Raw genomic sequence first — 26,184 nt, 5'->3', positions numbered from 1 at the left:
ATTATTTTACTTCCTCATTTTTATTTACAGGATTGTGCTCAAGATTCCATTTTTCTTGGATTTTCTCTGCCTCCTCGTTTCCATCAAAGTCATGTGGCATATTAGAACTCATGGTTTGAGAAAGTGGAGTTGTTTGCATAATGAAATCTGTTTCATGACCTGGCTTGCTATAATCATAAGGCCAACGGTAAACAGTTGGAATTTCACCTGGCCAGTTACCATGTATTCTTTCAACTGGTGTAGTCCACTCTAAAGTTGTAGATTCCCATGGGTTTTGAGTTGCTTTTTGACCAAAGAAAATAGAATAAAAGAAGTTGTACAAGAAAGCTACTTGAGCTACTGCACCCAAAATTGCTGACCATGTAATAAATTTATTTACTGATAGCCATTCGCTCATTGACTCAAACTCTGTGAAGGCATAATATCTACGTGGCACACCGTCTAAACCCATAAAGTGCATTGGGAAGAATACCAGATAAGCTGAGATAAAAGTTAACCAAAAGTGTAGATAACCTAATTTAGCATTCATCATTCTTCCAAACATTTTAGGGAACCAGTGGTAAATACCTGCTAACATACCAAATATTGCAGCAGAACCCATTACTAAGTGAAAGTGAGCTACAACAAAATAGGTATCATGTAAGTTGATATCTAAAGCAGCATTCCCTAAAAATAATCCAGTTAAACCACCAGAAATAAAGAAAGAAACCAAACCTATACCAAAAAGCATTGCAGGTGTAAATCTGATGTTACCTCTCCATAATGTTGCTAAATAGTTGAATGTTTTAACAGCAGAAGGTACCGCAATAATTAATGTCGTTATCATGAAAACCCCACCTAAGAAAGGATTCATACCGGTAACAAACATGTGGTGACCCCAAACAATAAAAGATAATACTGTTATACCTATTAAAGAGTACACCATTGCATGGTAACCAAAAATTGGTTTACGTGAATTTGTAGCAATAACTTCTGAGGTAAGACCTAAAGCAGGCATTAATACAATGTAAACCTCTGGGTGACCTAAAAACCAAAATAAATGTTGGAATAATATAGGACTACCACCTTCATTAGGAATAGCTTGACCGCCAATAAAAATATCTGATAAATAGAAAGAAGTACCAAAACTTCTGTCAAAGATTAACAAAACTACAGCTGCAACTAATACAGGGAATGATAGAATACCTACAATAGCAGTTAAAAAGAATGACCAGATAGTTAAAGGCATTTTCCATAAGTCCATACCTTTGGTACGCATATTTAATACAGTAGAAACATAGTTGATACCACCCATTAATTGCGATGCAACGAAAAGAACCATAGATACTAACCACAATGTCATCCCTAGACCAGAACCTGGCATAGACTTAGGTAATGCTGATAGAGGTGGATAAATTGTCCATCCAGCCCCTGCAGGACCTGATTCTATAAAAAAAGTAGATAACATGATTACACTTGCAACAAGGAAAAACCAGTATGAAAGCATATTCATGAATGGAGACGCCATATCTCTGGCTCCTAATTGTAGTGGTATTAATAAATTAGAAAAAGTACCACTTAAACCAGCTGTTAATACAAAAAACACCATGATTGTACCATGGATAGTAACCAAAGAAAGATAAAAGTTCGGATCTAAACGACCTTCTGGCGCAAACTTACCTAATAATATTTCTAATAATGGAAAACTCTCATCAGGATAAGCTAATTGAATCCTGAATAAAATTGATAATAGCATAGCAACAACACCCATCACTATACCAGTGATAAGAAATTGCTTTGCAATCATTTTATGATCTTGACTAAAAACATATTTAGTTAAGAATGTTTCATGATGATGCTCGTGTGCATGGTCATCATGGTTTATTGCTGTGTTATGAATTGCAACTGTTGACATAATCTCCTTCTGTGTTTAATCTTAGTTATTTAATGCAATTTTTGTTTTTGATTCAGTTACATTACTTTCCATAGCTAACTGATATTCTTTTTTCATATCATCTGTAACAATTGGTTTCTGTTCTTTCAACCACTCAGCGTACTCTCTTTCGGATACAACTCTAACAGCAAATTTCATGTTATAATGAGAACCTCCACAAATTTTAGCACAGTATAATTGGTACTCAAATTTAGGGTCGTTAGTTTTATCACGCATTTCTGCAGTTGTAACGTTTGGTGTAAATTGAAAATAAGTTGCCATTCCAGGAACACAGTTCATCTGAACTCTAAAATGAGGCATGTAAAAACTATGCAAAACATCTTGAGAACTCAACGTAAATCTAACTGATTTGTTTACAGGTAATACAATTTCAGTAACCTTTAAATCATCAAAGTTTTTAGGATCTGACAAATCTAAACCTAGATTATTTAAACCATTTAAACTTCCAATTAATTTATAATTTTTCTTGCCATTTACATTGTCTTTACCACCATATCTAACATCCCAAGCAAATTGATGAGCTGTAACGTCAATCTGTAATGCGTCTTTAGCCTGATTCAATGGCACATTTGTAATACCTCTCCAAGTAAAGAAACCCATTAAAACCAAAACTGTTAAAACAATAGCTGGAGTAATTGTCCAGTATTTCTCTAACGTATTATTATGAGGATAAAAATAAGCCTTCTTTTTTTTGCTGCTATTGTATAAATATCCAAAAGCAAACAATAAAATATGTGTTATTATAAATACAACTGTGGTAATGATTAATGTGATATTAAACATGGAGTCTATTTCTAGTCCGTGTACCGAAGCTGCTTCGGGTAAAATCATTGCACCTTGAACTGTATAAGACCAATAAGTACCGTATAAACCAGCTACTAAAAGAACAAGAAACAATATTCCATTAATTCTGTCCCAACGTATTCCGTCTTTTTTTCCTTGAATATTACGTGTTAATTCATAAACCTGTAATATTTTTCCAACTATCCCAACAAAAATGCAAACAAGTAAAAACAACAGTAAATAATAGCTTACAGTTTTACCTAAGCCTTCATTTTTTGTTACGTCTTCTGTAACTTTAGCAACATCTTGAGCCATTACTTGACTAAAGGACAAGGCTATAATAGCAGCAAGTGACAATAATGTCTTTAAATTAAAATATCTCTTTATATCCATTTTTATCTATTGAACTTACAAAATTAAATTTGGTGATGTAAACTTTCATCCATGAAAGGGTGATTTTTTGGTGCCAATGGAGCTTTGCTTAAGGAGGTTAACATTGAAAAAGCAAATAACCCAATAAAACCGATTGCAACACCTAACTCAATTACACCAAAACCAGACTCCTCACCAATAGTACCTGGCATAATCATCATGTAATAATCTAACCAGTGACCGCAAATTAATAATATACAAACCCCTAACATTACATTAGTTTTTCGTTTAGCATCTCTTGACATTAATATTAATAATGGAGACAAAAAGTTTATTGCCAAATTTAACCAAAACCAAGGCAAGAAGTGTGGCTCCCATCTCTTATAGAAATACACAGTTTCTTCAGGAATGTTTGCATAGTAAATTAATAAAAATTGAGAAAACCATACATAAGTCCAAAAAATAGAGAATGCAAAAACAAATTTCCCTAAATCATGAATATGGTTTTCATTAATCCAACCCATATAACCAGACCTTTTTAACAAGATAACCGTGATAACGATTGCTGCTACACCAGAAACCCACATTGCTGCAAAGTTATACCAACCAAACATGGTAGAAAACCAATGTGCCTCTAAAGACATGATGGTGTCAAAAGCCCATATTGGGGTAGTAAAACCAAATATTACTAAAAATATTGTTGAATATTTTATACTCTTTTTGTAACTCTCTAAACCACCTGCTAAATCTTCATTGGTTGATAGTTTAGTAATAATGATAGCGAAAATGCTATAAGTACCTAAAAATATAACCAATCTAGTGATGAAAAAAGGAACATTTAAGTATGCTGCTTTTCCAGCAATTAGGTAATCATAATTTTCACTAGTTGGATCAGTTAAACCTTCTCCAGCCCAGTGGTGATACAAGTTGTGAGAAAACAAACCTAAACTAACTACGATAATTAAAATTAAACTAGCAAATGGTAGTACTCTTGCAAATGCTTGTGGTACTCTTAATAAACCAGCAGACCAACCAGCTTGAGCAACAAACTGAACGGCGCAAAAGAAAAGACCCGCTGCGCAGATACAAGTAAAATAATAACTCATTAATAATAAGTTAAGGAATGTACGTTCGGCGTGTCCTGTAAGAAAACCGAAAGCAATTGCAGCAATTCCAAGCACTATAGCTACAATGCTTAGTGTTTTAGCTTTACCACTAAAAGTAAACTGCTCTGAAAAATTATATGATTGATGAGCTCCCATATTTTTATATAATCAATTATTGTGCTTTTTGTAATTCGCGAACATACATTACAACCTGCCATCTTTCTTCTGGCGAAAGTTGAGAGGCGTATGAACCCATTAAATTTAAACCATATTGAATGGTATGGTTAATTTTACCATCAGATAAATCTTTCATAGCGCCTCCTCTAGATGATACACCAGTAGAGTATGACGGAGGAGCAGGATATTTACCTATCTCTACAATATGACCATTTCCCATACCTAATTTACCATGACAAGGACCACACATTGCAATATAAAGCTGTTGTCCTTCAGCTAAATTTTGTTTGTTAACTGTTAAAGGATTTACCATTGCATCTGAAGCTGCATAACCCTCTGGAGTGTTAGGAAAATCATCAAATCTTGTATATCCTACAGGTGTTGTACCTACTGGCGGAACTTGTGCCGTTATACCATCAGCAAAGTTCTTATTCTTTTGATCAGGGTTGTACGCCAAAGGATAATACATATTTGGAGAAAACTCTAAACCTCTACTTCTTTTATCATGGCATGAGCTTAATATAGCAGTAATTGATATTGCTAAAAATGCTAATCCAAAAATATATTTCTTATTCATAACTAAGATATTTTCTATCGTTGTGCTTAACTTCTATTGCGCCAGCTTCTTTTAATAAACTATCAATTTTTGCATTGTCTCCCGCTTTAGCGTCTATTGCAATAACAAATCTATCAGCAGTTGCTCTAAACTCCATTACTCTTGGTGCTCTTCCTGGAAATAAATGATTTCTAAAAAAGAAAGCTGCAACCATTCCAAATGCACAAAAAAGTACTGTCCACTCAAAAGTAATTGGAATATAATCCGGTAAAGCAAAATTTGGTTTACCACCAATATTCATTGGCCAGTCAGTAACCATCATATAATAAATCATGCTAAATGCAGTTAAGCCACCTATTGAGCCACAAATGAAAGCTACAATTGGTAATCTACTTCTTTTAACACCTAATTTATTTTCTATTCCGTGGATAGGCATAGGAGTATAAACATCGTAAATACTGATTTTATTCTCTTGTAGCTTATCAATCCCATGCATCATATCATCAGGATCTTCAAATAGGCCTAAAATATATTTGATATTGCTCATTGTTAATTTTTTACGTAATCTGCTTGTTCAACACTATCGTACTTCTCTAAAGACTCAATGTAATACGCTGCCTCTTCTGGTTTAATTTTACCCTCATCCATTAATTTTTTCTTCGCTTGTTCTGAAGCAGATTTCACTAATAATCTAACCTCTGCCATTGCCACAGAAGGTAATACCCTAATAAATAATAAAAATAATGTAAAGAATACACCAATAGAGCCTATGAAAATTGCTATATCAACCCATGTAGGATAAAACATTGCCCAACTTGATGGTAGATAATCGCGATGTAGAGAGGTTACTATAATTACAAAACGCTCAAACCACATCCCGATATTCACAATGATTGATAGTATCCAAGAAATTGCAATGCTTGTTCTGATTTTTTTAAACCAGAATAGTTGAGGCGTAATAACGTTACACGTCATCATTATCCAATAAGCCCAAGCGTAAGGACCAGAAACTCTGTTTAAGAAAGCATATTGCTCATATTCTGCACCAGAGTACCAAGCAATAAATAATTCTGTTAAGTAAGCTACGCCCACAATAGATCCAGTTAATACAATGATTTTATTCATTGATTCTATATGGAACATGGTAATGTAGTTTTCTAAACCTAAAACTTTTCTTGTTATCAATAATAAGGTTTGTACCATTGCAAAACCAGAGAAAATTGCACCCGCTACGAAATAAGGAGGAAAAATTGTAGTGTGCCATCCTGGAATTACAGAAGTTGCAAAATCCATAGATACAATGGTGTGTACAGAAAGTACTAATGGCGTTGAAACACCTGCTAAAACAAGAGATACAATCTCAAATCTTTGCCATGTTTTTACAGAACCATTCCAACCGAAAGACAAAGTAGAATAAATTCTTCTTCTTAAACCTGTTGCTCTATCTCTAATTGTAGCGATATCTGGTAATAAACCCACATACCAAAAAACTAACGATACAGAGAAGTAAGTTGAGATTGCAAAAACATCCCATACCAATGGAGAGTTAAAGTTAACCCAAAGCGATCCAAACTGATTTGGAAGTGGTAATGGCCAATATGCTAACCAAGGACGCCCCATGTGAGAAACTACGTAAGTAGCAGCACAAATAACGGCGAAAATAGTCATCGCCTCTGCAGAACGGTTAATAGAGTTACGCCAGTTTTGACGGAAAAGTAATAATACCGCAGAAATTAAAGTACCCGCGTGACCAATACCCACCCACCATACGAAACCAGTGATATCCCAAGCCCAACCAACGGTCTTGTTTAATCCCCAAGTTCCAATTCCATTCCAGAATGTATAACTTACGGCCACTAACCATAATAATGCTCCTGCTAATGCAACTATAAAACCTATCCACCAAGCTTTGTTGGGCTTGTTTTCAACCGGCCATAATACCTCTTCGGTAATTCTTGCATAGGTAATATTCTTACCGGTTATTAGAGGTTCTCTTAATATTGATTCGTTATGTGATGACATATCTAATATATATTTTTAAATATTAAGCTTCTTGTAATCCTGTGTTAGTAATTTTTGTCATGTAACCTACTCCAGGTTGTACGTTTAATTCTTCTAGTACGTAGTAAGTTCTTTCGTTTTTAAGTGCCTTAGAAACTTCAGAATTTGGATCATTTGCGTCTCCAAATACAATCGCATTAGCAGGACAAGTTTGCTGACATGCAACCTTAACGTCTCCATCAACCATTGCTCTTTTTTCAATTTTAGCTTCTAATTTACTAGCTTGAATTCGTTGGATACACATAGAGCATTTTTCCATTACACCACGAGAACGTGTAGTAACATCTGGATTTAAAACTAATTGTGTAAACTCATTATTTAGATAGTTATCAAAACGTGAATCATTCCAGTAGTTAAACCAGTTAAAACGACGCACTTTGTAAGGACAGTTGTTAGCACAATATCTTGTACCTACACAACGGTTGTAAGCCATGTGGTTTAAACCTTCTGTAGAGTGTACTGTTGCCAAAACTGGGCAAACAGTTTCGCAAGGAGCATGTTCACAATGCTGACACATCATTGGTTGATGTACAACAGAAATGTTTTCCATACGACCTTCAATATGGTCTATCTCTTTTTCCTCAGTAATTTGCTTTCCTTCTTCGTTAAAAGTGTAGTATCTATCGATACGCATCCAGTGCATTTCTCTTCTTCTACGAACTTCATCTTTACCGACAACAGGAACATTGTTTTCTGCGTTACAAGCAACAATACAAGCACCACAACCAGTACAAGCATTCAAATCAATTGCCATTACCCAATTATGGCCTGGTTGATCGTATTTACTCCAAAGATCATACTTCTCATGTTTTGCACCGTGGTTTCCACTGCCATGAGTAGGGTCTTTTTTATAATCAGCAAAACTAGCTTCGCGGATAATATTTCTACCTTCAAAAGAATGGTGAGTTTGTGTTTGAGCTAACTCCTCAAAACCACCAGTTTTTGTAATTGTAACTGTGTTTGCATAATTAGCAACACCATTGTTGTAAGTGATGAAAGGATAAGCATTTTGTCCAACACCATCGGCAACTTTACCTGCTTTAGTTCTTCCGTAACCAACAGCTACAGAAACAGTTCCGTGTGCTTGACCTGGTTGGTGTAAAACTGGTAAATCAATACTGTGTTTATCAGATTTTATAGTTACAATATCAAATTGATTGATACCTAATGATTCTGCATATTTAGGATTTAGGGCAGCATAATTATCCCAAGTAACTTTTGATACTGGATCTGGAGTTTCTTGTAATAATGGATTATTCGCTTGCTCACCTGAGCCTATAGCTACAGACTGGTAAACATGTAATTGTATATCTTTATCTAAAGACTTTCCTAATTTCAATATTGCATCTGCATCAATAGCTGCAGAAGAGGTGTAAGCCCCCCCCACTTTAGGAGCTAGAGAAACAAAACCGCTTTGTAAAATATCATTCCATTTTTTACCTGCTAAAGCTAAGACTGATTTTTCCCAGTTTGCTTTCACGTAAGTATAATAATCTTGAGTTGGATTATTAGCCCAAACTAATAAACTAACCTCTGCTTGGCGAGTATTATAAATTGGATTGATGGTTGGTTGAACTATAGTGTAATGACCTTCAACTGCGTTTTCATCTCCCCAAGATTCTAAGAAACTATGATTAGGTGCTATTACTTGACATAATGAACCTGTTTCATCTACCCTGTCCGCAAAAGAAATAGTTAATGAAACTTTTTTAATGGCTTCGGTAAATTCTTTAGTTAAGGGATGACTGTAAGCAGGGTTTGCACCTAAAAAGATAACTGCACCAACTCTATTAGCATTCATATCTGCCAATAACATTGAGAAATCTTCGTCTTTACCAGCAAACTGGTAAGATGGATTATCTAAATCAATTGTAGTTCCATAGCTACCTAAGAAACTATTAATTGCATTTACTACATTTTGAATTGCAACATTATTAGAGCCAGAAACAACTAAGGCAGCACCTTTAGCAGCTAATAATTCTTTTGCAGCTAATTTTATTGCAGCATCTGCTGGCTTGTTATTACTTAAAGAAGCACCATTAACTGCCGCACCTGTTAAAGCTGCGTACAAACTTAAAATTGCGGCACCTTCTTCAGAAAGTTTAATCGCAATTCTAGAATCGGCGTTAGTACCCGTCATACTCAATCCGCTTTCAAATTGAATATGTCTTGACATTTTCTTTTGATCAAGAGATGCCATGTTACGGTTGCTTACATATTGCTTTGTAAATTGTACCGGAGATATCCATGAACCTAAGAAATCTGCTGCAAAACTTACAATTACATTTGCTTTATCAAAACGGTATTGAGGCAAAACTGCTTTACCAAAACTTGCTTCGTTTGCTTTAATTATACCAGAATATGATACTGCATCAACTGTTACTTGTTTTGTAGTAGTATATTGAGCAGAAAAATCAGCAATAACAGCCTTTGTTGAAGGACTATTGATTGTTGATGTTACTAAAGCAATAGTTTTACCAGATGCTTGTACTTTTGCTAATTCTTGTTTAACGTGATTATCTATGTCATCCCAAGAATACTCTGCACCTTTAAACAAAGGTCCTTTAAGTTTTGAAACATCATATAAATCTAAGACTGCTGCTTGAGCTTGCGCATTTAATCCACCTTTATTTATTAAACAAGCAGGATTTCCTTCAATTTTAATTGGACGTCCTTCTCTGGTTTTAACCAAAATACTTCCTCCTTTATAACTAGAAGTGTAATAATTTGGAATACCTGGAGTTACCTCTTCTGGCTTAATTAAATAAGGAATAGATTTTTGAACTGGCGCTACATTACAAGCTGCTAAACTTACCGCTCCTAATCCAAAGCCCATGGCTTTTAAAAAGTCTCTGCGGGGAGTAACAGAATTTAGTCCAGTACCTTCTAATAGTTCTTCTACAGGAATTGGCTCAGCAAACTCGTTTTTGTTTTTCTCAACGAATTCAGAAGTGTTTTTTACCTCTTCTAAACCTTTCCAATATTTCTTTGTGCTTTCCATTTAAGCTATATAAGACTGTAATTGTTTATTGCTAATTATTAATAATGACATTTACCACACTCTAATCCACCCAACACAGCGGCTGTCACTTTTTCTCCATTTTTGATTTGCTCATGAGCGGCTATTACTTTATCATAATAAGCATTTCCTTTAGAATTAACTTCAGTTTCTTTATGACAATTGATACACCATTTCATTGTTAATGGAGCGTATTGATAAACTTCGGCCATTTCTTGAATTTCTCCGTGACATTTTTGACATTCTATACCGGCAACTTTTACGTGTTGAGAGTGGTTGAAATAAGCCAAATCTGGAAGGTTGTGAATTCTAACCCACTCAATTGGACGAGTATTTTGACCATATTTTTGAGTTTCTGGATTATAATCTAAAGCGGTGTATATTTTCTGAATTTCTGGAGAAATTTCACCACCATAGTTCTCTGTTGCCTGTACGTATTTATGACAGTTCATACAAACATTTAATGATGGTATTGTTGCATTCTTAGATTTCCATGCACCTGAGTGACAGTACTGGCACTCAATTTGGTTAGCACCTGCGTGTAACTGGTGAGAGAATTTAATTGGCTGAACTGGCTGGTAACCTGTTTGAATACCAGTATTCCATAAGTCCATAAAACCAAATGTGCTTAAAGTGATTAAAAGCGCTAAAACTACAAAAGCTACAAACTTTTTGTTTTTTGCCAGCTTTTTAACTGTTGCATATTTATCTGTTTTTTCTTCTACCGCTTCTTCCTCTTCTAACAATATAATTGAATCACCTTTTTTAAGCAATAAACGCTCTAAAGTTCCAATTACTTTATTTAAAACAAGAATTACTAAGAAAGCAATTAATACAACAGCAACTAAGCCGATAAGCATAAAATCACTGATACCTGTGTCGGCAGCTGCAGCACCACCTGCAACAGCTCCAGCAGCAACTTCTGGTTTTTTATCCCCTTCAACTTGTATGTATGCCAACATATTATCTATGTCTCCATCAGAAAGTTGAGGAAATGATGTCATTACCGCCTTATTGTATTCTTCATAAACAGCAACAGCTTGTTTATCGCCACTAGCAATTAAAGCAGAGGAATTTTTAATCCATTTTTTTAGCCATTCGTTGGTGTATTTTTGATTTACACCAGCCAAAGCAGGACCTAAAACTCTTTTGTTTAAAGCATGACACGAAGTACAATTGGCCTTAAATAAAGCTTCACCAGCGGCGGCATCACCAGCAACAGTAGAAGCCGGGGTAGCGGTTGCGGAAGAATCTGCAGGCGCATCTTGCCCAAAAGTTACACTAATAGCACTTACTGCAATGACAGTTGCCAAAGCTAAAGGCTTTAATAATTTTCTAAAATGAGATGAGAAGTTTCTCATATTGAGTTTGTTATACAAAAATTAAAATGTTAAGATTAATAAAATGTGTTGTTAAATTGAATAACGCTACATTTTTGAACCACAAAAGTATAATTAATTAGCTTGTGGCTGACAATTTCATGACTGATTTTATCAATTTAGAATTATTCTAAATTATTAAAGATTATTGCCCCTAAATACTCTTAGAGCTTATTCTAATTGTTTCCTATGATTAAAACATGTAAAATACTGTTGTTAAAATATATAGATAATTTTGAAACCAATTTTTATTTACATAAAACTATGCAATCAAATTCTTAAGCGCAGTATCAACTGTTGCAAAATCAAAATTTTCTATTACTTTTTTCATCATCGCTTTAACCTCATTTAAGTTTAAATTGCCAATACTTCCTTCATGGGTATGATTTATTTCATATTTTCCACTAAAATTTCCTGCTTCTATATCCATACCTACTTTTTTATAGGCTTCTCTAAAAGGGGTGCCTGCTAAAACTAAATTATTAACTTCTTCTACAGAAAACAGATATTGATATTTAGAATCATCTAAAATGTTGTCTTTAATTTTAATGTTTTTGAGCATTAATTTAGACATATCTAAACATGCCATTAAACTTTGAAAAGCAGGAAAAAGAGTTTCTTTTTGCAATTGCATATCGCGATGATAACCCGACGGCAAATTAGTGGTTAATAGCATTATTTGGTTTGGCAAAGCTTGAAGCTGATTAGTGCGCCCTCTTATTAACTCCCAAACATCTGGATTTTTTTTGTGTGGCATAATACTACTTCCAGTTGTCAATTCATCAGGGAAAGAAATAAACCCGAAATTCTGATTCATAAACAAGCAAGCATCCATAGCCATTTTATTTAAAGTAGCCGCAATTGAGGACATGGCTTGTGACAATATACGCTCTGTTTTTCCACGCCCCATTTGGGCATAAACTACATTATAATTTAAACTTTCAAAACCCAATAAATTTGTAGTCATGGTACGGTTTAAAGGAAAAGAAGAACCATACCCGGCAGCAGAGCCTAAAGGGTTTTTGTTGCAAATTTTATATGCGGCAAGCATTAATTCTAAATCATCAATTAAACTTTCGGCATAAGCACCAAACCATAAACCAAATGATGAAGGCATTGCAATTTGCAAGTGTGTATAGCCTGGCATTAATTTATTTTTATGTATTTCGGCCAGCTGGGTAAGTATGATAAATAACTCGTCAACAGAATATACAATTTCTTGAATTTGGTTTCTAAAAAACAGTTTTAAATCAACCAAAACCTGATCGTTACGAGACCGGCCACTGTGAATTTTTTTTCCTGCTTCACCTAATTTTTGAGTCAAAAGCATTTCTACTTGTGAGTGTACATCTTCTACCCCATCCTCAATTTTAAAATTGCCTGCCTCAATTTGATGATAAATATTTTTTAGTTCCTTTTGTATTAACGCCAAATCATGGGCACTTAACAACCCTATGCTTTCTAACATTTGCGTATGAGCCAAAGACCCTAAAACATCAAAAGATGCTAAAAACAAATCCATTTCTCTGTCTTGCCCAACAGTGAATGTATCTACTTGTTTATTTGTAGAAATTTCTTTTTGCCAAAGTTTCATATTGATTTATACTTATGCTGTACTATTTGTGCTTTTATTGATTTGCCAGCAAATATAGTTTTTTATGAATGTTGCTTAATTTATTTATTGATTTTATATTAAATACAGTTGTGGATGGATAGTATGAAGGAAAGATTGCATAAAAAAAAAGCCACCTTGGCAAGGTGACTTTTTTAAACCAAAAACTAAATCTGATTAACCAATACTCAGAATAAAAGTATATCTACTATTTATGAAAACTCTGACTATAGACACAATAAAAGGTTTAATTTATTTTAAAATTTTCTTAAAAACTATTTAGCATTTTTGTAAAACGATAAATATTGTTATGGTTTTTCAACTTACTGATGAATTAATTTTCCCAAATCCAGAGCTATCTGAAGATGATGGATTATTAGCCATTGGAGGAGACTTATCTTTGAATAGGTTATTGTTAGCTTATGAAAATGGGATATTTCCTTGGTTTAATGAAGACGATCCTATTTTATGGTATTGCCCCCCACAACGTTTTGTGCTTTATCCAAAAGAAATAAAAATTAGCAAAAGTATGCGCAAGGTTATAAAATCTGGCATTTATAAAATAACCTATAACACCGTATTTAAAGATGTGATACTTAATTGTGCGAATACTTTTAGAGATGGCCAAAATGGCACATGGATAAATAATTTAATGATTGATTCTTATGTAAACTTACATAAAAAAGGCTTTGCTCATTCTATTGAAGTTTGGGATGATGATGAATTAGTTGGCGGACTTTATGGTGTTTTAATGAATGGCGTTTTTTGTGGAGAATCTATGTTTGCAAAGAAAAGTAATGCTTCTAAGGTTGCCCTAATTTGGCTTTGTGAAAATGCAAAAATTAGTTTGATAGATTGCCAAATTCATACTTCCCACTTGGAAAGTATGGGTGCTGTATTAATAGATAGAAGTGCATTTTTGGAGGTTTTGAGAAAATGAAAGCTATTGTTTACAATGTTTTTCACCACAAATGAAACCGAGGTTTGCACAGTAATAGCGTAGGATTTTTAATTTTATTTAAGCATAAAAATTTAACGAAGGGCAAAATTAGCAGAAGTTAGAACGCAGTAATTACCTTTTCTAAAAAAAAAGCCGTGAGCATTACACTCACGACTCGTATCAATCAAAAGATTTTTTATTTACTGATAATGATCTGTGTTGAGATAAACGAACCATTAGGCAAGGTTGCTTTTAAAATGTAAACACCAGTTTTAATTTGTAATGGGACATTTATTGAAGGTGCTTTTGTTTCATTTTTCAAAACCAAAGCACCTTGTAGGTTATAAATTTCTACAGATTTTACTGCTTCGCTAAAGTTTATAACATCTGTTACTGGATTAGGATAAACGCTTAATTCAACATCTCCTAAATTGAAATTCACAACTTTAACTTCGCTGTATTCAAATTTTCCATTCAAATCAACTTGTTTTAAACGAAAATAGTTATTGCCTTTTAGCGGAGCATAATCTTTAAAATTATAAGCCAATAATTTCGATGAATTACCATTTCCTTTTACTTCGCCTATGGCTGTAAAAATTCCAGTATCATCACTTCTTTCGATAATAAATTTATCATTATTTAATTATGTAGCTGTTTCCCAATACAAGTTGGCAGATTTAGCATCGGCTATAGCCAAAAACTTAACCAATTTAACAGGTAAAGTTGTTATGCCTTCGCCAATACCAAATTGAGAGAAACTGGTAATTCCTGTAGCAGATGCGGTTACAATTCCTGCATTAACTGTAGAAGGTTGATTTGTTCCTTGATTAGTCCATGGGTAAAAAGAATAATTATCCTGGCGCTTTAACACTAAAAAGTTGGAAGCTGTTGAAGAACCAATTGGAGCAGAAAGACTAATATCATAACTGCCGCCTGTTAATGATGTGTTGGGTGTAATTTTCCATGTTCCTGCAGCTAATACATTATTCACTGCCGCATTTCCTATAGTTAAACTTGGATTGCCACTTACTGCTGTATTAGAAAATGAAGCGGTAATATTTTGCGCTCCAGTTACGCTATTAAAATTAATTGTTGTTGGTGCATAAACCGTTGAAATACCTACCGGAAAATTATAAGACCCAGAAGAATTGATGCTTCTTTTTAAATCTCCAATAACATAACTTGTTGCAGTTGAAGTAATAGTAGCATTTGGATTGGTCATGTTAAATGATTGTCCGTTTGGGACAGTTATCGTTCCATTTGTTAAGGTTACATTTCCGGTTACATTAGTAGTCCTGATTAGCGAAATTCCTCCTGTTTTATTAATCTCAATTGCATTATTAACTACTTGGGTAGTATTATTCATATAATAAGAATCAAATATTGCAGGTGCACTGTTCCCAAAAACTAATTTTCCAGTGCCAGATAATGTGCTAAAGCTTGTACCACTACCAAAACCATAAAATGTTCCGCTTCCGCTGATGTTTATTGTACCGTTGTTGATAATGCCATTTGGTGTATAAAAACTTGACGGCAATGTTAAAGAAGAACCAGAAGCAATTTCAATGGCAGCAGCTGCGCTACCACTTGTTGGGATGTTAGTTGTAGGGTATTGACTAGCGTTAGCGATTACAGCTTTTACTGTTGCACTTGGTACGCCATTGCTCCAATTAGATGCAGTATTCCAATTTGTACTGGTAGTGCCTGTCCATGTGGTTGTACTCGCTTTTAAGCCAATACAGAACAATGTATTGGTAGAGAAAGGAGCTAATCCTGATGCAGTAACTGTAATTACTCCTGCAGTTTCTGTGATATTTGCACCACTTACAATTACCCAAGCGTCTGTTGTGTTGGTGGCTGTTGACGCTCTTCTTAATAAAACATAATCAGCAGTACTTACTCTGCCATTGGTGTAATTTGATGTTTTTAATGTCAAATCAATTGTTCCTGTTGTAGAAAAAACACTAGGTTCTATAAACCATTGCCCAGAGTTGATAAATGAATTGTAAACATCTGCTCCGCTAATAAAGGAAACAGGTGCTGTAAAATATGACTCAAATTTTAAATTATAGACGGCAGCTGCGCCAATATTGTTATTGGTAATGGTAATTTCTCCCAATTTCCTTACTCCATTTCTATGATACTGAAAATCGCCCAAAGGGAAAAGATATGTTCCAGTTGTATTTACAGCTTTTGAAAATCTCTCTGCCGCAATAGCATTAATGGGAGCAGTAATTTGTGTAGTAGCATCCGCATTGGTTTGCTCTAAATAATTTCCACCTGTGCTCCAAGCATTTACTAAACCTGAGATAATGTTAATATTACCACCAATTTTACCTAAAATATTGATAGAGTTTGTGTTTCCGATATTAAAATCAACATCATTATTTAACACGCCCGCAATAACTGTTAAAATTCCACCAGTAGTTTCAAATCTTATTTTTCCGCTTCCGCTGATACCCCCTCCATAACCTGAAAATTGAGTATTGAAACCAACTAATTTTGCAATTTCTATATTACTATTGTTTATTAACCCGTTTGTTAAAATTAATTCTGAATGAAGTTTTAAGCCTGTAATTCCTGAATTTATAGTTAAAGAACGAGCATTATTACCTACTGTGTAAATGGTTGGATAATTAGTTAAACCCGACGGGATAACCGCATCAATAGTGGCATTTGGAATGCCATTGCTCCAGTTGCCTGCATTATTCCATTCTGTATTGGTATTACCTGTCCAGCTTGAGGCTGTTACAGCTGTACTGGTTACAACTGCTGTAGAATTTATCCCGATTACAAAATCAGAAAATTTACCTAAACCAGTTAAGCCTGCTGTTACTGTTGCATTGCTTACCGTTTGTCCGCTTGTTGTACCGCCAGTTTGGGTTGATGCTGTTTTTACACCCTCAAAAGTATAAGGATTGCCAGTTGCAATTCTTTTTAAAACAACATATCTATCTGCATCAGTTACACCATTTGTAAAAGCAGATTTTGAAAAACTAACATCATAAGTTCCTGCTGTTGGGGCAATGTTTGGTGTAATTCTCCAATAGTAATCTCCTAAAACAGTAGTGGTAGTTCCTGTTGCAAAATTTACATTAGGAGCGCCTGCACCATTATCATTTGTTACTGTAATTTTTGTAGTTCCTGTTAAATTGTTGAGCGTTAAAGTGGTTGGCTCAGATTTTAAATAACCAAACTGGGCATTTGGAAAAACATAAACTCCAGTTGAATTTACTGCTCTGGTAATTTTACCCGCAATATAATTTGTAGCGCTATAACCACTAATTGCATTTACATCAGGATTGGTAATTTCTAATCCCCCTGAGGCATTGATAATTGCATTGGTACCAGTAAAAGTGATATTCTTAAAAATTCCTGTTAAGGTGATATTTTCATTTGTTGATAAGCTTAAATCTTTAAAGCCTATCAAACTAAATGCATTCACGCTTGATGTTCCAGTTCCGTTAAAAGCAATAGTGCCAATTCCTTCTATGGCAGTAGCAGAGTAATTTGTAAAATTTAATGTGCCTGTATGGTTAACTTGTAAAGTTCCATTGATAATTAATTTATTTTTAATCACTAATGCTGTTGGTAAAGAAGCTGTAACTCCTGCATCAATAGTCACTTTTAAAGCTGTTGGAGCTGTTGCTATACTTGGCATTTGTGCAGTTGTAGCATTAAATCTCACAATAGTTGATGCATCGGGAACAGTTCCATTACTCCAATTGCCTGTATTATTCCAGTTATTATCAACTCCTAACCAATTTACAGTTGCTGGAGCTACAACATTATTTCCATTAGCTTTAGAGATGAACATATCAGCCTTTATTGATGCCCAAGCAGGGAAACGAGTCGTAAAATCAGTATCATTAAAACTTGGAATTAAAGTAGTTGACCCAATTGTTAAATTGGTTTTAAAATCACCAGAAATAACAATATTATCTCCTAGAGCATCGTAAATATCTATAGGAGGAGCTTTTAAAGCTTTTAAAAAATTAAAGCTTTGATCATAATAAGAAACAACGCTATAAGGAGTGGCACTACTAAAAATATAATCACCGCCTTTATCAATAATACTATTAGCCTGGCCGTTGGTTACGCCTACAATCCCATTTTGAGTAGTTACATAAGTAGTTTCTGAAAAATCTTTATTTAGTTTATAGTTTGTTAATGTGCCTGACGAATTAAAAGTTAACAATCCTACAAAAAGATAATAATTTGTACCAGCAACAGAATTTGGATATAAGTTTGGTAAGGTGGTATAAGGTGGTCTACCAGCAAAGGTAGAAACATTCCCGTTAGTATAATTTACATATAAATCTCCAGAGATTGGATTAACACCCTGTAAAAGTGTAGGGTTTATTACATCTGAAAGTGTAAAGTTTTTAGTACCGTCTGCATTTAAAGAAATTACAATAGAATAAGCAGAATTTACATAATTAGACATTTCTGATGCTATGCTTTGCCCATTAAAATACCATTGACTGCTATTTGTGTAAATACCAAAACTTACCTTACCATCATTACTCACAAATTGGCTTGGCATAGAAAGATTTCCCCAGTTAGCAGAATATAAATCGTTGTGCCATACTTCGTCACCGTTGGCGTTAAATTTTGCAATTCTAGCTGGATACTTAAAAGTTGCATTTGGTGCGCCATTATCAATATTTGCAGATGTCATCCCTACATAAATATTACCATCTGGCGTGATATTTATACCGTGAATATTTGGCGATGCTATACCAGAGTTACCAAATTGAATATCGGTATTACCAATAAATACTTTTTTAATAAATTGAGCAGCACCAGTATTATTAAATTTTATTAGATAAAGCCCCCAATTATTTAATAAAACACCATTACCAAAACCTACTGGAGTTAATGCGTTACCTGTAAAGAGACCATAAAAATCGCCATCTCGGGTAAATTCACCTTTTAATAATCCACTTTGCCCAAAATCTCTAATTAAAGTTTGAGTTCCCGTTGATGATATTTTACCTACAATTGTTTTAACTAATGGGTAAATTCCAAATGCACCTCCATCTAGCTGTTGCCCAGCAAAAACGGCCTTACCAATAATTGTTGCCACAAAATAGGTGTTATTTTGATTGTCTATTTTTAAAGCCTGTACACCAGAGCCTCCGCCACCAAAATTCATTGCAAAATCAAAACCACCGCCAATTTGTGCCTTGGTTATTGTGGTAATTAAAAGAAATAAAAAGAGTAGTAATTTTTTCATGATTTGATCTTTTGATTGATGGGTTAAAATTGGAATTTTAGAAAGGCTTAAACCATACGAAGAACTGCGTATTTTTTAAAAAACCTATTTGAAATATTCTTTAACTTTTTTCCCTATACTGAGCGAATAGAAAGATTCGGAAAATAGACTTAAAATGAGACAAGACTATATAATTAAATATCAACCTTTTCGAAATAAAAAAGGATTACCAATTAGCAATCCTTTTAGTGATAATATTATTTAAAAATTTATTTGCAATAGTAATTTATTACTAGTTTAACCAAACTAATTAGTAACAACACTTCCAATATCATCGCCCATAAATTTCCAAGTTTGCGTAACGTTGCCCGTTGCAGCATCAATAAGTTCGCAATTGGTAAAATCATTTGACGAACCTTGTGGACTGGTAAATTTGCCATATTTTATTAGAATGTTTTTTGAACCATTTACAAAGCACATTTCTAATGAAAAATCAAATGAATCTGATGGAAGGTTTACAGTGTATATTACCTTCGAAACAGGAGCATTTTTTATTAAGTCTTTTATTCTTATTTCGTACTGCCCAGCAACTGCTGTTTTTTGCATAAATGCTACTTTTGATGCGTCAGCAGAAATCATTAATTCTTTAATTTTGGTTTGATCTTTCTCTTCGTTTAGCAGAATGTTAAAGCTATTGGCTTCATCAAAAGTTCCGTTAACAAGTTTAAAAAAATAGCCCGAAGTACTTAAAATCCCTTTACCATCAGCACTAATTAAATCTGGATCTGATATGCTATTGTAAACTTGTTGGGTAATTTCGGTTTCACCCGTACCATCTGCTTTTATAGAAAAAGTTTTGGAAGGTGTTTGGTTTGGAAATGGATTTCCGGGTAAGGTATAGAAAATTTGACCATCGCTGGTTGCTTTTACTAAGCCAACTCGAGTAAAAGCAGGAAAGGTTTTAATTGTTTTTTTATCGCTACCATCTAATTTACAAGTTTTTAAAAAGAAAGGTTTGTCGTATTTTTCTGTATAGATATAAACTAACCGGTCGGCAGTAGGTACATAAGCAGTAGCGTAAATATAATTATTGTTTGTATTTGGTCCTTCTGAAGTTACTAATTTTCTGTTTCCTCCTTTTAAATCAGTACTGTAAATATTAAACGTATCGGTGTAAAATACGGTGTTACTTTCTGCGGAAGCAGATGTGGGATTTGAATCGTCACTTTTAGAACATGCTAAAAATGAAATGCTGGCAATAGCCAAATAAAATATAGTTTTTTTCATAAAGAGTTATTTTTAACGGTGGTAAAATTGCACCATAAATGAAACTTAAACCATACGATTAAATGCGTATTTTTTTATAATGTAGGATGAGCTGTTGCCAATAATTTAAAAATAAGTTAAGCTTATTTTCATTTATACAAATTGACTAGCACTATTCTTAATGGCTATTAAAAAGTAGCTGTGAGCAAATTTATTACCTCAAAATAACTGATCTCCACTAAACAGCAAAGCTAATAACAGCTAATTATCAATTATTTAAATAAAATTTGGATTTAAATTAACAGCTAAAGAAACAACACCAATTTCCAGAAAAATTTATGTCTTTTTTATTTGGATTTAATCTAAATAATAAATACGTTTGCCCCCGTTATTTATAATCAGTCTAATTTAAAGCGCATAAATGAAATTACGTATTACTTTACTGCTAATTTTTGTTTTTATAACAAGTTTAGTATTTGCACAAAAAGCTGCCTTAAGCGGAAAAGTTGTTGACAATAACGACCAAATATTGGTTGGGGCCACCATTAGTTTAAAAGGAACGGTAAGAAGTGCGCAAACCAATAATAAGGGCGAATATGTTATCAAAGGATTAGAAAAAGGTGATTATACCATTTTAGTAAGTTTTATTGGTATGAAAAATAAAACTTCTACGGTTACTTTGTTAGACAACCAACGTCTATCTGTTGATTTTAAACTAATAGACAATGGCATCTCTTTAAACGAGGTAGAAGTATCTACAAGAAGAGGAATAAAAGGTAACGAAACGCTATCTGAGGTTACCGATTTCCGAATCAATGCAGCCAAAAAAAATGAATTAATTATACTAGATAATATCAATGCTAACTTGGCTATGAATAACAGTCGCCAAATTTTTGGACGCACACCAGGTATTTCTGTTTGGGAAAATGATGGTTCTGGTATACAGTTAGGTGTTGCTTCACGTGGTTTAAGCCCTAACCGGTCATGGGAATTTAACGTGAGAATGGATGGATATGACATTACGCCCGACCCAATGGGTTATCCAGAAGCTTATTATACCCCACCAATGGAAGTTGTAGACCGTATAGAGATTATCCGTGGAGCATCATCATTACAATATGGTCCTCAGTTTGGTGGTTTAATGAATTTCGTGTTGCGTAAACCTGATATATCTACACGTTTTACTATTGAGTCTCAAAACACCGTAGGTAGCAACGGTTTATTAAGTACTTTTAATTATGTAGGCGGTACTGTTGGACGTTTAAGTTATACTGCTTACTATCAGAAACGTAGAGGTGACGGCTGGAGAGATAATGGATACTTTGATACAGACCATGCGCATCTTGAATTAAGCTATGCTGTTTCTAAAAAATTTAAAATAGGTACGGAGGTTACTTATATGACTACAGAAAGCCAACAACCTGGTGGTTTAACAGATGTACAGTTTAACCAAGATGCCCGCCAGAGTTTAAGAGGAAGAAACTGGTTTAGTACGCCATGGTTTATACCATCCCTTAATGCAGAATATGTATTTAACGAGAGAACAAAATTAAGTTGGAAAGCCTTTGGTACTATTGCAGAAAGAAACAGCGTTGGTTTTGTTAGTGCTATCACCATCCCAGATAATTTAGGCAACAGACAAGTGGACCGTGATTATTATACCACTTACGGTTCTGAATTACGCTTATTAACAGACTATAAAGTTTTTGGCTTAAACAATACTTTAGCTGCTGGTGTAAGATATTTTAATGGCCATATAGACCGTAAACAATTTGGTGTGGGTACATCAGCCACTGAAATGGATTTTAATTTATCAAGCGGTGCTTACCCACGTAACCTTGATTTTGCCAACGTAAACTCAGCAGCCTTTGTAGAAAATATTTTCCATATAACTGATAAGTTTTTGGTAACAGGTGGTGTACGTTTAGAGAACATCAGCTCAACTATGGAAGGTCAGTTTAATGCAACATCTAACTTAGCTCCTATTACCCGTAAACGTAACTTCTTACTTTTTGGTGCAGGTGCCGAGTATAAAATTACACCAACAACTAAATTTTACTCAAACATTTCACAAGCTTATCGTCCGGTATTAATTTCTGATTTAACTCCACCTGCTACCACAGATGTTATTGACCCAAATTTACAAGATGCAAGAGGTTATAATTTTGATTTTGGTTACCGCGGTAAAGTAAGTAATTACTTAAATTTTGATGTTGACTATTTTCACTTAAACTATGATAACCGCATTGGAACAATTACACAGTTAAATTCCAACTCACAACCTTTCCAATTCCGTACAAATTTGGGTAGGTCTGTAAGTAAAGGTTTTGAAGCTTATATTGAAGTGAACCCTATTACTGCAATTTTTAAGCGTTCTAATGTGGGTTACGTAAGCTTATTTGCGTCACTAGCTCATATTGATGCTACTTACCAAGATTTTAAAACTACATCTGTAAGCAACGGACAAGTAGTGGAAAGTAATTTAGCAGGAAAAAGAGTAGAAAATGCACCAAGAAGTATCAACCGTTTTGGTGCAACTTATGATTTTAAAAGTTTTTCTATTACTTGGCAGTTAAGTAAAATTGGCAAGGCTTATGCCGATGCTTCTAATACAGAAACGCCAAATGCTGCTGCTACAACAGGTTTGATTCCAGCTTACAGCGTACAAGATTTATCAGCTAGCTATAAATTTTTAAAACACTATAACATTAAAGCCGGTGTTAATAACTTAACAGATGAACGCTATTTTACCCGTAGAGCTGGTGGTTACCCAGGTCCTGGAATTATGCCAGCTGATGGTCGTATTGCTTATCTTTCTTTAGGAGTGAAATTTTAACACACTCGTATAAATTACAGTTTAGGCCTCGGGAGATTTCCCGAGGCTTTTTTGTTAAGGTACGGTTTAGGGTGTGTTCTTGATTTTTCATGCCATAGTCTTTGTCCTCACAGAGCATCTACACCGTTTATACTCCTTATTTTTTCGGTCTGTGAGGACAAAGACCGAGTGGAAATGATTGGATTATGAATAAAAGCTAAGAGAAATATTAATCTTCTTTAGGTTTGCTGCACTGCCTTAGGTATAAACCTGGTCAAGCGGTATCCTCCTGTTTTGCGCAACCGAAACGAAGCGGATGGATTAAGCAAAAAAGATTTAGCGGAAGACGGGACTACCGGTTCCTATGAAACGCTGTTTACTTTTTCAAAACAAAAAAACTTAAAAGCCAGAAGAAAATTGATCTAATTTTAATTTTGGTGCTTGCGTAATTATTATCTTTACAAGGCTAGGTTAAAAAACAACCCTAAGTTTGAAACCCCCTTAAGAATATTTTGAACAACAATTTTTTAATAAGACAACAAGATTTTTAACAAAATTTTTATGAACATTAAAACGCTAGTAATCATTATTATTAATAGTTTAATTTTATTGGTAATTGCTTTGTTGTCTTTTTCGTTTTACAAGCAGTTTGCAAGTGTTTTGAATGATCGTATTTTAATGCAGTTAAACTCTATTGAAACGCTTGAAACTATACAAATAGAAAATTTAATACAAACAGAATGGGAAAGTTTCCAAAAATCTGAAATATACAGCGAAGATATTCATAAAAATAATTTGGTGCTTTCGGATAGTATTAAAAATATAGATGGCATTCACGACTTGACGCCTTATCACAAAAATAAATTAGCAACAATAGGTTTTATTTTAAACACTAAAAAAGGCAAAAAAATTAAGGTTATTGATTATAGTAAAATACAAAATATTCTTTTAGAGCGTACAGGTATGGGCGAAAGTGGCGAAACCTATCTTGTAGGCGAGGATTTTCGCATGCGTTCTAAATCTCGCTTTTTTCCTGATAAAAAACCTTACGATATACCTGTAAAAACACAAGGAGTAATTGGCGCATTAAAAGGAATTGATGGGAGAGGTATTTTTAATGATTATCGTGGTATTCCGGTTTACAGCGTTTACAGACTTATTCAAATTTCGAACTTAAAGTTGGTTATTCTTTCTGAAATTGATGTAAGCGAGGTTAACAGACCTTTAGAAAAATTAAAAACAAGATTGATGACCTTAACTTTTGTTATTTTTTTAATTGCGGTTACTTTATCTCTTTTTTTAACCAAAATTATTGTTGACCCCATAAAGAGCATGCAAAATAGTCTAAAAGTGATGGCTAAAGGCGACTATAATCAAAACATCCAATACAAGAGAAGTTCAAATGAAATAAAAGAAATGTTTGATGCGCTATCGAACCTAAAAGCTTCGTTACAAGGTGCTGTAAAATTTTCTGACGAGATTGGTAACATGAATTTAAAAACAGCTTACGAACCCAAAAGTGCTGATGATATGTTAGGAAAAAGCTTAATAACGATGAGAAATAAACTCATCGATTTTAAAAATAAAGAAGATGATACCAGAATGATGGCAAAACGCTTGATGGTTGATGGTTTGGAAAATGAAAGACGGCGACTATCGCGTGAACTCCATGATGGTTTAGGTCCTTATTTAACATCGTTAAAGCATTATATCGAAAACAATGTTAATAATGAACTAAAGAAAACTGAAATGAAAAAAATAGTTGACGAAACTATTTCAGAAATTCGGTTAATGTCGAATGCGTTAATGCCTGCTTCGATAGATGATTTTGGAATTGGGGCAACACTAACAAACTATATCAAAAGCTTAAATAAATCAACTAGTATAAATATTGTGTATGAGGATTTGACCAAACAAGAAAATTCTAATATTTCTAGTCACCAAGCAACCAATCTTTTCAGAATAAGCCAAGAATTAATAAATAACTCTCTAAAACATGCTAAAGCCAAAAACATCCGAATTACCTTATCAGAATTTGATGATTTTATCTCGCTTTTTTACTTTGACGATGGGATTGGTTTTAATATGGAGACAGTTAAACTAGGATCTGGAATTGTAAATATTAAAGAGCGTGTTGAAATTTGCAATGGCGAAATTTTGATTAATGCCTTAATTGGAAATACAACTTTCGAAATTGAATTACCTATTAAACTATGAACGAAATTAAATTAATAATAGCCGATGATCATGAGCTTTTTAGAATTGGGCTTGCAGAATTACTTAAAAAGCATGAGGATATAAAAATTGTAAGAAGTGTTGCCGATGGTTTTGAGTTGATGGAAGTGATTAAGAGCAAGCTTGAAGCTGATATTGTTTTACTTGACTTGACCATGCCCAATATGGATGGTTTTGAGGTTTTAAAGGAATTAAAAAACATAAACTCTAATATTAAACCTATTGTAATTTCTATGCACAGTGTGGGAAATTATATTGCAAAATGTGCTAAAATGGGCGCTTATGGTTATTTGTTAAAAAATACTGACGAATCTGAATTAGTTTTTGCAATTAGAACTGTTTACAAAGGAAAAAAACATTTTGGTACGGATATTTCTGAAAAAATGATAGATTTTATGTCAACCCAAAGCGTTAGTGAGAATATTTTATCAAACAAAGAAACTAAGGTTTTAGAGCTGATTTCTAAGGGTTTAACAACTAAAGAAATTGCTTCGCAACTATTTTTAAGTACACGAACTATTGAAACTCATCGAACCAATATTCTTAAAAAATTTGAAGTAAAAAACACCGCCGAGCTTATTAAAAAAGCCACAGAAATTAATTTGATTTAGTATTTCAGATCAAATCACTACGTATAAATACGGATATAAAAAGCGTAATTTCTCATATCAGCATAAGGCTTCTGTTGACTGTATATTTAATATGAAAATTA

The 26,184-nt window shown here is 33.9% G+C and carries 16 protein-coding genes; 4 read left to right on the top strand and 12 right to left on the bottom strand.

Translation table 11 applies throughout. The features are described from left to right. Position 1 precedes the first annotated feature (1 nt). The 9 genes from ACFSSE_RS02380 to argH form a co-directional block, all read right to left on the bottom strand. Positions 2 to 1,894 (bottom strand): cytochrome c oxidase subunit I, encoded by a 1,893-nt coding sequence (locus ACFSSE_RS02380; RefSeq protein ID WP_379040695.1) that lies wholly within the window; start codon positions 1,892 to 1,894, stop codon positions 2 to 4. 21 nt (positions 1,895 to 1,915) lie between these two features. Continuing rightward, positions 1,916 to 3,109 carry a cytochrome c oxidase subunit II gene (locus ACFSSE_RS02375; RefSeq protein WP_379040697.1) on the bottom strand — a complete coding sequence of 398 codons (1,194 nt, stop codon included), beginning with the start codon at positions 3,107 to 3,109 and terminating at the stop codon, positions 1,916 to 1,918. A gap of 23 nt (positions 3,110 to 3,132) precedes the next feature. Further along, positions 3,133 to 4,350, bottom strand: a complete 1,218-nt coding sequence (locus tag ACFSSE_RS02370) for a quinol:cytochrome C oxidoreductase (RefSeq protein WP_379040698.1) — start codon at positions 4,348 to 4,350, stop codon at positions 3,133 to 3,135. A gap of 16 nt (positions 4,351 to 4,366) precedes the next feature. Next, entirely contained in the window at positions 4,367 to 4,948 is a 582-nt protein-coding gene (locus tag ACFSSE_RS02365; RefSeq protein WP_379040699.1) for a c-type cytochrome, read from the bottom strand. Further along, on the bottom strand, positions 4,941 to 5,474 hold the full coding sequence (locus tag ACFSSE_RS02360) for a DUF3341 domain-containing protein (RefSeq protein WP_379040700.1): 534 nt from the start codon (positions 5,472 to 5,474) through the stop codon (positions 4,941 to 4,943). Before ACFSSE_RS02360 ends, ACFSSE_RS02365 begins: the two co-directional genes overlap by 8 nt. 2 nt (positions 5,475 to 5,476) lie before the next feature. Then, positions 5,477 to 6,949 carry an NrfD/PsrC family molybdoenzyme membrane anchor subunit gene (gene nrfD / locus ACFSSE_RS02355; protein WP_379040701.1) on the bottom strand — a complete coding sequence of 491 codons (1,473 nt, stop codon included), beginning with the start codon at positions 6,947 to 6,949 and terminating at the stop codon, positions 5,477 to 5,479. A 22-nt stretch (positions 6,950 to 6,971) separates the two neighbouring features. Next, on the bottom strand, positions 6,972 to 9,989 hold the full coding sequence (locus ACFSSE_RS02350; RefSeq protein WP_379040703.1) for a TAT-variant-translocated molybdopterin oxidoreductase: 3,018 nt from the start codon (positions 9,987 to 9,989) through the stop codon (positions 6,972 to 6,974). A 38-nt stretch (positions 9,990 to 10,027) separates the two neighbouring features. Next, a complete protein-coding gene (locus ACFSSE_RS02345) occupies positions 10,028 to 11,368 on the bottom strand; it encodes a cytochrome c3 family protein (protein WP_379040704.1) in 1,341 nt (446 codons plus the stop codon). Between the two features lie 280 nt (positions 11,369 to 11,648). Further along, entirely contained in the window at positions 11,649 to 12,980 is a 1,332-nt protein-coding gene (gene argH / locus ACFSSE_RS02340; protein WP_379040705.1) for an argininosuccinate lyase, read from the bottom strand. 328 nt (positions 12,981 to 13,308) lie between these two features. On the opposite strand from argH, the gene aat reads away from it, so the two are divergent. Then, positions 13,309 to 13,938 carry a leucyl/phenylalanyl-tRNA--protein transferase gene (aat, locus tag ACFSSE_RS02335; protein WP_379040707.1) on the top strand — a complete coding sequence of 210 codons (630 nt, stop codon included), beginning with the start codon at positions 13,309 to 13,311 and terminating at the stop codon, positions 13,936 to 13,938. Between the two features lie 196 nt (positions 13,939 to 14,134). Here aat and ACFSSE_RS02330 read toward each other — a convergent pair whose 3' ends face one another. The 3 genes from ACFSSE_RS02330 to ACFSSE_RS02320 form a co-directional block, all read right to left on the bottom strand. Further along, the gene (locus ACFSSE_RS02330; RefSeq protein WP_379100689.1) at positions 14,135 to 14,416 is read right to left on the bottom strand and encodes a T9SS type A sorting domain-containing protein; all 282 of its coding nucleotides are present in this window, start codon (positions 14,414 to 14,416) and stop codon (positions 14,135 to 14,137) included. A gap of 165 nt (positions 14,417 to 14,581) precedes the next feature. Then, positions 14,582 to 19,177 carry a beta strand repeat-containing protein gene (locus ACFSSE_RS02325; RefSeq protein ID WP_379040709.1) on the bottom strand — a complete coding sequence of 1,532 codons (4,596 nt, stop codon included), beginning with the start codon at positions 19,175 to 19,177 and terminating at the stop codon, positions 14,582 to 14,584. A 285-nt stretch (positions 19,178 to 19,462) separates the two neighbouring features. Further along, on the bottom strand, positions 19,463 to 20,443 hold the full coding sequence (locus ACFSSE_RS02320; RefSeq protein WP_379040711.1) for a hypothetical protein: 981 nt from the start codon (positions 20,441 to 20,443) through the stop codon (positions 19,463 to 19,465). Between the two features lie 400 nt (positions 20,444 to 20,843). Between ACFSSE_RS02320 and ACFSSE_RS02315 the strand changes: the two genes are divergently transcribed. The 3 genes from ACFSSE_RS02315 (at position 20,844) to ACFSSE_RS02305 (ending at position 26,083) form a co-directional block, all read left to right on the top strand. Further along, entirely contained in the window at positions 20,844 to 23,258 is a 2,415-nt protein-coding gene (locus ACFSSE_RS02315; RefSeq protein WP_379040712.1) for a TonB-dependent receptor domain-containing protein, read from the top strand. Between the two features lie 540 nt (positions 23,259 to 23,798). Next, positions 23,799 to 25,454 carry a sensor histidine kinase gene (locus tag ACFSSE_RS02310; RefSeq protein ID WP_379040713.1) on the top strand — a complete coding sequence of 552 codons (1,656 nt, stop codon included), beginning with the start codon at positions 23,799 to 23,801 and terminating at the stop codon, positions 25,452 to 25,454. Next, positions 25,451 to 26,083, top strand: a complete 633-nt coding sequence (locus tag ACFSSE_RS02305) for a response regulator (RefSeq protein WP_379040714.1) — start codon at positions 25,451 to 25,453, stop codon at positions 26,081 to 26,083. The genes ACFSSE_RS02310 and ACFSSE_RS02305 overlap by 4 nt, the downstream gene beginning before the upstream one ends. Positions 26,084 to 26,184: the final 101 nt, after the last annotated feature.

This window comes from Pedobacter alpinus (assembly GCF_042684645.1).
GTDB classification, from domain to species: domain Bacteria; phylum Bacteroidota; class Bacteroidia; order Sphingobacteriales; family Sphingobacteriaceae; genus Pseudopedobacter; species Pseudopedobacter alpinus.
The sequence above is the reverse complement of the archived record's forward strand: the minus strand, read 5'-3'. Positions and strand labels throughout refer to the sequence as shown.

What these genes read in the sequence shown, in the direction of transcription:
- nrfD (WP_379040701.1), bottom strand. Translation starts at nt 6,949, where the DNA reads ATGTCATCACATAACGAATCAATATTAAGAGAACCTCTAATAACCGGT.
- ACFSSE_RS02305 (WP_379040714.1), top strand. Translation starts at nt 25,451, where the DNA reads ATGAACGAAATTAAATTAATAATAGCCGATGATCATGAGCTTTTTAGA.
- ACFSSE_RS02315 (WP_379040712.1), top strand. Translation starts at nt 20,844, where the DNA reads ATGAAATTACGTATTACTTTACTGCTAATTTTTGTTTTTATAACAAGT.
- ACFSSE_RS02370 (WP_379040698.1), bottom strand. Translation starts at nt 4,350, where the DNA reads ATGGGAGCTCATCAATCATATAATTTTTCAGAGCAGTTTACTTTTAGT.
- ACFSSE_RS02380 (WP_379040695.1), bottom strand. Translation starts at nt 1,894, where the DNA reads ATGTCAACAGTTGCAATTCATAACACAGCAATAAACCATGATGACCAT.
- ACFSSE_RS02320 (WP_379040711.1), bottom strand. Translation starts at nt 20,443, where the DNA reads ATGAAAAAAACTATATTTTATTTGGCTATTGCCAGCATTTCATTTTTA.
- ACFSSE_RS02360 (WP_379040700.1), bottom strand. Translation starts at nt 5,474, where the DNA reads ATGAGCAATATCAAATATATTTTAGGCCTATTTGAAGATCCTGATGAT.
- ACFSSE_RS02350 (WP_379040703.1), bottom strand. Translation starts at nt 9,989, where the DNA reads ATGGAAAGCACAAAGAAATATTGGAAAGGTTTAGAAGAGGTAAAAAAC.
- ACFSSE_RS02310 (WP_379040713.1), top strand. Translation starts at nt 23,799, where the DNA reads ATGAACATTAAAACGCTAGTAATCATTATTATTAATAGTTTAATTTTA.
- ACFSSE_RS02325 (WP_379040709.1), bottom strand. Translation starts at nt 19,177, where the DNA reads ATGAAAAAATTACTACTCTTTTTATTTCTTTTAATTACCACAATAACC.
- aat (WP_379040707.1), top strand. Translation starts at nt 13,309, where the DNA reads ATGGTTTTTCAACTTACTGATGAATTAATTTTCCCAAATCCAGAGCTA.
- ACFSSE_RS02365 (WP_379040699.1), bottom strand. Translation starts at nt 4,948, where the DNA reads ATGAATAAGAAATATATTTTTGGATTAGCATTTTTAGCAATATCAATT.
- argH (WP_379040705.1), bottom strand. Translation starts at nt 12,980, where the DNA reads ATGAAACTTTGGCAAAAAGAAATTTCTACAAATAAACAAGTAGATACA.
- ACFSSE_RS02375 (WP_379040697.1), bottom strand. Translation starts at nt 3,109, where the DNA reads ATGGATATAAAGAGATATTTTAATTTAAAGACATTATTGTCACTTGCT.
- ACFSSE_RS02345 (WP_379040704.1), bottom strand. Translation starts at nt 11,368, where the DNA reads ATGAGAAACTTCTCATCTCATTTTAGAAAATTATTAAAGCCTTTAGCT.